This is a genomic window from Rathayibacter rubneri (assembly GCF_023743255.1).
In the GTDB taxonomy this organism is placed as follows: Bacteria; Actinomycetota; Actinomycetes; order Actinomycetales; family Microbacteriaceae; genus Rathayibacter; species Rathayibacter rubneri.
Window position 1 is genome coordinate 1 of sequence record NZ_JAMRYM010000143.1, and the last position, 6,122, is coordinate 6,122.

Below are 6,122 nucleotides of genomic sequence, written 5' to 3' on the forward strand. Positions count from 1 at the left end.
GACGACGGGAGGAGATCATCCTCCCACGCCGTGCCGACGGAGGGGCCCCGCGGGCGGAACCCGGCGGACGGGGTCGCCGAGCCCGCGTCCCGGCGGGGATAATCGACAGCGATGCGTGAAGACGACGATGTCGACCTGGTGATCGACGCCTGGGCCGAGGCCCTGCCCGACCTCGACTTCGCGCCCCTCGACGTCGTCTCGCGGCTGCGGCGCCTCAGCCCGCGCGTGCAGGAGTTCCGTCGGCAGGCCTTCGCGGTGAGCGATCTGGCCCCGTGGGAGTTCGAGCTGCTCTCGATGCTCCGTCAGAACGGCGCGTCCGGGCTCACCCCCTCGGCGCTCGCCGCGCGCCTCGGCATCTCGAGCGGCAACCTCGCCAACCGGCTCGACCGGCTCGCCGCCCGCGGGCTCGTCCTCCGCGAGCAGAACGCCGCCGACTCCCGGAGCAAGATCGTCTCGCTCACTCCGCGGGGCACGAAGCGGGTCGACGAGGCGATGCGCCACCTCGTGCACGCCGAGGGCGAGGTGCTCGCCGACCTCGACGCCAAGCAGATGGCCGTCCTCATCCAGTGCCTGCGCACCATCAGCGAGACGCTCGACCGGCTCGAGTGACGCGGCCCCGGTTCCCGTCGGCCTCCGGCGAGCGGTGATACTCGACGGATGCGGATTCTGGTGGTCGACGACGAGGTCCGGTTCGCCGACGGTGTCCGTCGCGGGCTCGAGGCCGAGGGCTTCTCGGTCGATGTGGCGCACACCGGCGTGGACGGTCTCTGGCGGGCACGCGAGACGGACTACGACGCGATCGTCCTCGATCTCATGATGCCGGGCATGAGCGGATCCGCCCTCTGCCGCACCCTCCGCGACGAGGGCGACTGGACTCCGGTGCTCCTGCTGACGGCGAAGGACGGGGACGGGGACCAGATCGCCGGTCTGGACGCGGGTGCGGACGACTACGTCGTGAAGCCGTTGGACCACTCCGTCCTGGTCGCCCGGCTGCGGGCGCTGGTGCGGCGCGGCCGTCCGGAGCGCCCGGTGGCGCACCGGCTCGGCGACCTCGTGATCGATCCCAGCACGCGGGAGGTTCACCGCGGCGACGTCGCGATCCGCCTGACCTCGAGGGAGTTCGCAGTCCTCGACTTCCTCGCGCGCCGCAGCGACCAGGTCGTCTCCAAGCCCGCGATCCTCGAGGGTGTGTGGGACGACGCGTTCGACGGCGACATCAGCATCGTGGAGGTCTACGTCGCGCGGCTCCGGGCCAAGATCGACCGGCCCTTCGGCACGGACTCGATCACGACGCTCCGCGGAGCCGGATACCGGCTGCAGGGCCCCGGGGCGTCCGATGGCTGAGCGACGTGCCGCATGGAGCATCCGCGTGCGGCTCACCGCGCTCGTCACCGCGGCGATCCTCGCGGTCCTCGTCGTCGGCGCGGTGGCGTTCACGGTCCTTCTGGCGCGCTCGCTGGTGGACGCGGAGGCCTTCACCGCCGGCCAGCAGGCACGGCAGATCGCGGGCGACACCGAGAACGCCGGCCGGCTGCCGCTCTTCACCGCTGACGAGGTGGTCATCCAGCTGCAGCGGGAGGGCGAGGTCGTCGCCGTCGCCGACCCCGACCTCGTGGTTCCGGTACCGCTCCCGGTACGCGAGGAGCCGACCGTCGTCACGATCACCGGCACCCGGTTCGTGGTGGCGTCGGCCGATCTGCAGCTCGGCGGGGACCCGCGCGAGACCGTCGTCGTCGCGCGGACCCTGGCGGGCGCGGAGGACGCCGTCGACTCCGCCGCCCGGCTGCTGGCCGTCGCCGTGCCCGTCGTGACGCTCGTCGTGGGAGCGGCGGTGCGCTTCGTCGTGGGCCGCTCGCTCCGGCCGGTCGAGCGGATCCGGTCGGACGTCGAGGCGATCGAGGCGGCCGACCTCGAGCGTCGAGTGCAGGAGCCGAGCGGTCGGGACGAGATCTCCCGCCTCGCGCACACCATGAACGGCCTCCTCGCCCGGCTCGAGCACTCGCAGGCGGCGCAGCGCGCGTTCGTCTCGAACGCGTCGCACGAGCTGCGCTCCCCCGTCGCCGCGATCCGGCAGCACGCGCAGGTCGCCCTGCGGCACCCGGAGTCGATGGGCCTTTCGGAGCTCGCTCGGGTCGTCGACGACGAAGCCGAGCGGATGCAGTCGCTCGTGTCGGGGCTGCTCCTCCTGGCGCGGGTCGACGAGCGCACCCCCCGGACGCTCGACGACGTGGACCTCGACGACCTCGTTCTGATCGAGGCGCAGCGCCTCCGCGCCCTGGGGACCACGGTCGGCAGCGCGGAGATCGGGCCGGCCCAGGTGCGGGGAGACGTGGTCCTCCTGCGCAGCGCCGTGAGGAACGCCGCCGACAACGCCCGCCGCCACGCTCGCGCCGTCGTGGTCTTCAGCGTGCTGAGGGAGGGGGACGAGGCGGTCGTCCGCGTCGACGACGACGGTCCGGGAGTGACGGAGGCCGACCGCGAGCGGGTGTTCCGCCGCTTCGAGCGCGGCGACGACGCCCGAACGCGCGACACCGGAGGCTCGGGTCTCGGTCTCGCGATCGTCGCGGAGGCGGCGCAGGTGTCCGGAGGGACGGCCCGGCTCCTCGAGTCGCCGCAGGGTGGCGCGCGCCTCGAGATCCGGATCCCCGCGCAGGGCGTGTAAGGCTGGCGAAAGGGTCCGCCGGTCACCCTGGTCGGGTGGAGATCCCCGCCTACCTCAGAGTCCTCTGGCGCTACCGCCTCGCGGTGGTCGCCTCCGCCCTGCTCGCCGCCCTCGTCGCGACGGCCGTGCACTTCACGGTGCGGCACGGCGCCCTCGAGATCCGCGCCGAGCGCGAGTACAGCGCCGCCACGACCGTGCTGCTCGGGGGCGGGCCACGCAGCCCGTTCCTGTCCGAGTCGCCTGCGCTGGAGCGCGTCCCCGGTCTGAGCGCGGCTCAGGAGGAGGACCTCAGCAGCACGGCGGTGATCTACGCGTACCTGGTCAGCGGCGAGAGCGTCCGCTCCGGGGTCGTGGCGCGTCAGGGGCCGCTCGGCGAGCGCGAGGGCGTCGACGGAGTCAGGCGGACGACCCAGCCGTTCGGCTCCGAGCGCAACCCGGGCCGCGCGTCCCTGCCGATCCTCTCGATCATCGGCACCTCGCCCGATCCGGTCCGCGCCGTCGAGCTCTCCCGAGCAGCGACGTCCGTGTTCCTCGAGCAGGCCCTCGCCCGACAGGACGCCGACGGGATACCGGAGGAGCGGCGCGTGACCTTCACCGTGACCGACGAGGGCGCTGCCGAGCCGGGCCCGCTCGGCACCGTCGCCCTCCCCATCGCGGCCACAGGAGTCGCGGTATTCCTGCTCGGGGTCCTGGCGATCCTCGCGGTGCACGGGCTCCGGCTGCGCCGACCGGTCGCGTCTCCCGCTCCCCCCGGGAGCACCGCGGCCGTGGACGGTCCGTCGATCGAGCCGCGGAGCGAGCGGATGCCGGCTCGGTGACGCGTCGCTACTCCCGCCCGAACGCGAGGTCAAGCCCGTGGGGCGCGGGTCCCGTCCGACGTAGCGTGACGTGAGCGCGATGAGGTGAGAACCGACGCGCTACGACACGCGAAAGCGGAGAGCACCATGACACAGACACCCATCATCCAACCCGCGCGATGGAGCCGGAACGGTATCCGGATCGTCGTCGTCCCCGGGGCGGAGCTGCCCCAGTTCCGACTCGAGACCGACCGCCGACTCCTCGGCGACCCCTTCATCCCGACCGGCCCCTTCTCGAGCGTGGAAGAGGCGGAGCGCGCCGCCGAGATCGTCGCGTCGGCCCTGAACGCCAAGATCCCGGCCTGAGCGGAGGCGTGCGACGCCGAGCCGCGGGAGCCGCGAGGCGTCGCTCCCGGTCGCGAGCGACGGAGAGGACCCCGTGCGCACGCTGCTGCTGACCGGTGAGGGCCGGTACAGCGATCCCTGGCACCCGTTCGCCGAGACGAGCGCCGCCGTGGCCGGACTGCTGTCCGACCGCGGGCACCGGGTCGAGGTCCGGGGCGACGTCGATGACGCGCTGTCCGAGCTCGCGGACCTGCCCGACCTCGTCGTCGTGAACGTCGGCCTCCCCCGGGACGGAGGTGCGTCCCCGGCCCCGGCGGCGCGGGTCGGCCTCGCGCGGCTCCTGGGCTCGGCCGTGCCTCTGCTCGGGCTCCACGTCTCGTCCACGAGCTTCGTGGACGCCGACGAGTGGCCGCGGCTGCTCGGCGGACGCTGGGTGAGCGACGTGTCGATGCACCCCGACTTCGGTCCGGCGCGCGTCCGCGTCACCGGCGCGGGGCACCCGATCACCGCGGGGGCCTCCGACTTCGAGCTCGAGGACGAGCGCTACTCCTGGCTCGACGTGTCCCCGTCGGCCGAGGTCCTGGCGGTCCACGAGCACGAGGGGATCGACCACCCCCTGATCTGGGCGCTCGAGCGCCCGAGCGGCGGCCGCACCGTCTACGACGCCCTCGGCCACACGGCCGCCTCGTACGACTCCCCCGCGCACCGGGCCCTGCTCGCCGGCGCGCTCGACTGGCTCGGCGTCTAGACCAGCGCGGCGTCTAGACCAGCTCGGCGAGCGACCCGGTCGGCAGGGCGATCCAGCCCTCCGCGCGCGCGGCCTCGCGGTGCTCCTCCGGGATCGGCAGCGTCGCGCCGAGCGCGTGGGCGCGGGCGTTCAGCGCCGCGATCACCGCGTCGAGCGCGTCGTTCGAGCGCGCCATCAGCGCGAACGCCTCCGCGGGGCCCTCGAGCCACGGAGCGGCGCGGCGCAGGGCGTCGACCGCCGGCGGCACCGCCTCGGGCCGGGTCTTGTAGCCCGCGGTGTCGATCCGCCAGTGCCGGAGCGCCGCCGACGGATACACCTCCACCAGGCGACCGGCACCGGACCGGTCCACGACCTCGCCCTCCGCCTCGAACGCCTCGAGCAGCTCGGCGCAGCGCATCGCCGTCATGCCGAGCCGATCGGTCGAGACGCTGAGCGGCCAGCGTCCGGTCGCCTCGCGGGCTGCGCGGTCGGTCTCCCGGTAGGCCAGCCGCCGACGCCAGTCGCGCCCGGCGAGGGTGCGCGGGGCGACCTCCCGTCGCGTGTGGGCGTGCACGAACGCGGCGAACTCCAGCGGCCAGCCGAACGCGCAGTCGATGCCGACCGTCGTCGCGCCGCGCGACAGGGCCACGATGCCGGTGTCGGAGGAGTCGAGGGCGACCTCGCGGATCCTCGCCCGCCCCTCGCTCCACTCCACGGCGGCCCGAGCCGTCCGGGCCGGCTCCGCGGCGAGGTCGACACCGATCGTGAGCACCTGGTCAGGCTAGCGCCGCGGGCCCACCGCTACTCTCGGCAGAGCAGTGACGCCGTCACGCGAAGGAGCGCAATGAGAACCCCCGTCGCCCTCGTCCGGATCGTCGTCGCCCTGACCGTGCTCGCGGCCGTCGTGGCCACGGCCCTCGACACCGCCTCGCGCACCCCGCTCGTCCCCGGGAACTTCTTCGGCTTCTTCACGATCCAGGGCAACATCCTGCTCGCGGTGATCCTGCTCGTCACCGGGGGCCTCTCGCTCGCCCGACGTCCGCAGAGCCCGGGGCTCGTCCTCGCGCGCGGTGCCGCGACCGGCTACATCGCGATCGTCGGAGTCGTCTACAACCTCCTGCTCGCGGGTCTCGCGGGCGGAGTCACGCTGCCGTGGGCGAACACGGTGATGCACGTGCTGTTCCCCCTCTACGGCGTGCTGGACTGGCTGCTCGTGGGCGATCGCCCTCCTCTGCCGTGGCGGCGCCTCTGGGTCGTCGTGCTGTACCCGATCGTCTGGCTGGTCGTCGTGCTGGTGCGCGGCGCGACCGACGGCTGGGTGCCCTACCCCTTCCTCGACCCCGCGAACGGCTACGGCTCGGTGGCCGCCTACGTCGCGGCGATCGCCGTCGCGTTCGTGCTGGCCGGGGCGCTCTCCTGGGCGGTCAGCCGGCTCCGGATCCTCCGTCCGGCCTCCTGAGGAACGGCAACCGCATTCCGGCCGTTCTGGGGTCAGAGCTGCAGGAACGCTCGACGCCCCCGGGACCTAGCGTCGACCTCGGCGGCCCCCGTCGCCGATGACCGAGAGCGATCCCCCATGCCGAGTCACATC

Annotated in this window: 8 protein-coding genes; 7 read left to right on the top strand and 1 reads right to left on the bottom strand. The window is 73.7% G+C overall.

The annotated features are described in order from the left end of the window. The first annotated feature begins 111 nt into the window (after positions 1-111). The 6 genes from NB037_RS18205 to NB037_RS18230 all read left to right on the top strand — a co-directional run bounded on the left by NB037_RS18205 (position 112) and on the right by NB037_RS18230 (position 4,552). The gene (locus tag NB037_RS18205) at positions 112-609 is read left to right on the top strand and encodes a MarR family winged helix-turn-helix transcriptional regulator (protein ID WP_207405980.1); all 498 of its coding nucleotides are present in this window, start codon (positions 112-114) and stop codon (positions 607-609) included. A gap of 48 nt (positions 610-657) precedes the next feature. Beyond that, on the top strand, positions 658-1,344 hold the full coding sequence (locus tag NB037_RS18210; RefSeq protein ID WP_251948304.1) for a response regulator transcription factor: 687 nt from the start codon (positions 658-660) through the stop codon (positions 1,342-1,344). Next, positions 1,337-2,662: a sensor histidine kinase gene (locus NB037_RS18215; RefSeq protein ID WP_251948307.1), complete on the top strand. Its 1,326-nt coding sequence runs from the start codon at positions 1,337-1,339 to the stop codon at positions 2,660-2,662. Before NB037_RS18210 ends, NB037_RS18215 begins: the two co-directional genes overlap by 8 nt. 35 nt (positions 2,663-2,697) lie before the next feature. Continuing rightward, positions 2,698-3,480, top strand: a complete 783-nt coding sequence (locus NB037_RS18220; protein ID WP_251948309.1) for a hypothetical protein — start codon at positions 2,698-2,700, stop codon at positions 3,478-3,480. Positions 3,481-3,606: 126 nt separating this feature from the next. Then, positions 3,607-3,825, top strand: coding sequence for a hypothetical protein (locus tag NB037_RS18225; protein ID WP_207405973.1), 219 nt, complete (start codon positions 3,607-3,609; stop codon positions 3,823-3,825). A gap of 73 nt (positions 3,826-3,898) precedes the next feature. After that, positions 3,899-4,552 carry a ThuA domain-containing protein gene (locus NB037_RS18230; RefSeq protein ID WP_251948311.1) on the top strand — a complete coding sequence of 218 codons (654 nt, stop codon included), beginning with the start codon at positions 3,899-3,901 and terminating at the stop codon, positions 4,550-4,552. A gap of 13 nt (positions 4,553-4,565) precedes the next feature. On the opposite strand, the gene NB037_RS18235 is transcribed toward NB037_RS18230, so the two are convergent. Continuing rightward, positions 4,566-5,303 carry a DUF429 domain-containing protein gene (locus tag NB037_RS18235; RefSeq protein WP_251948313.1) on the bottom strand — a complete coding sequence of 246 codons (738 nt, stop codon included), beginning with the start codon at positions 5,301-5,303 and terminating at the stop codon, positions 4,566-4,568. Between the two features lie 72 nt (positions 5,304-5,375). Between NB037_RS18235 and NB037_RS18240 the strand changes: the two genes are divergently transcribed. Further along, complete coding sequence (locus NB037_RS18240) at positions 5,376-5,990, top strand: Pr6Pr family membrane protein (protein ID WP_251948315.1); 615 nt, start codon at positions 5,376-5,378, stop codon at positions 5,988-5,990. Positions 5,991-6,122 lie beyond the last annotated feature (132 nt).

Excerpts from the sequence above, each read along its gene's own strand:
- NB037_RS18215 (WP_251948307.1), top strand. The coding sequence starts at position 1,337 with ATGGCTGAGCGACGTGCCGCATGGAGCATCCGCGTGCGGCTCACCGCG.
- NB037_RS18210 (WP_251948304.1), top strand. The coding sequence starts at position 658 with ATGCGGATTCTGGTGGTCGACGACGAGGTCCGGTTCGCCGACGGTGTC.
- NB037_RS18205 (WP_207405980.1), top strand. The coding sequence starts at position 112 with ATGCGTGAAGACGACGATGTCGACCTGGTGATCGACGCCTGGGCCGAG.
- NB037_RS18225 (WP_207405973.1), top strand. The coding sequence starts at position 3,607 with ATGACACAGACACCCATCATCCAACCCGCGCGATGGAGCCGGAACGGT.
- NB037_RS18240 (WP_251948315.1), top strand. The coding sequence starts at position 5,376 with ATGAGAACCCCCGTCGCCCTCGTCCGGATCGTCGTCGCCCTGACCGTG.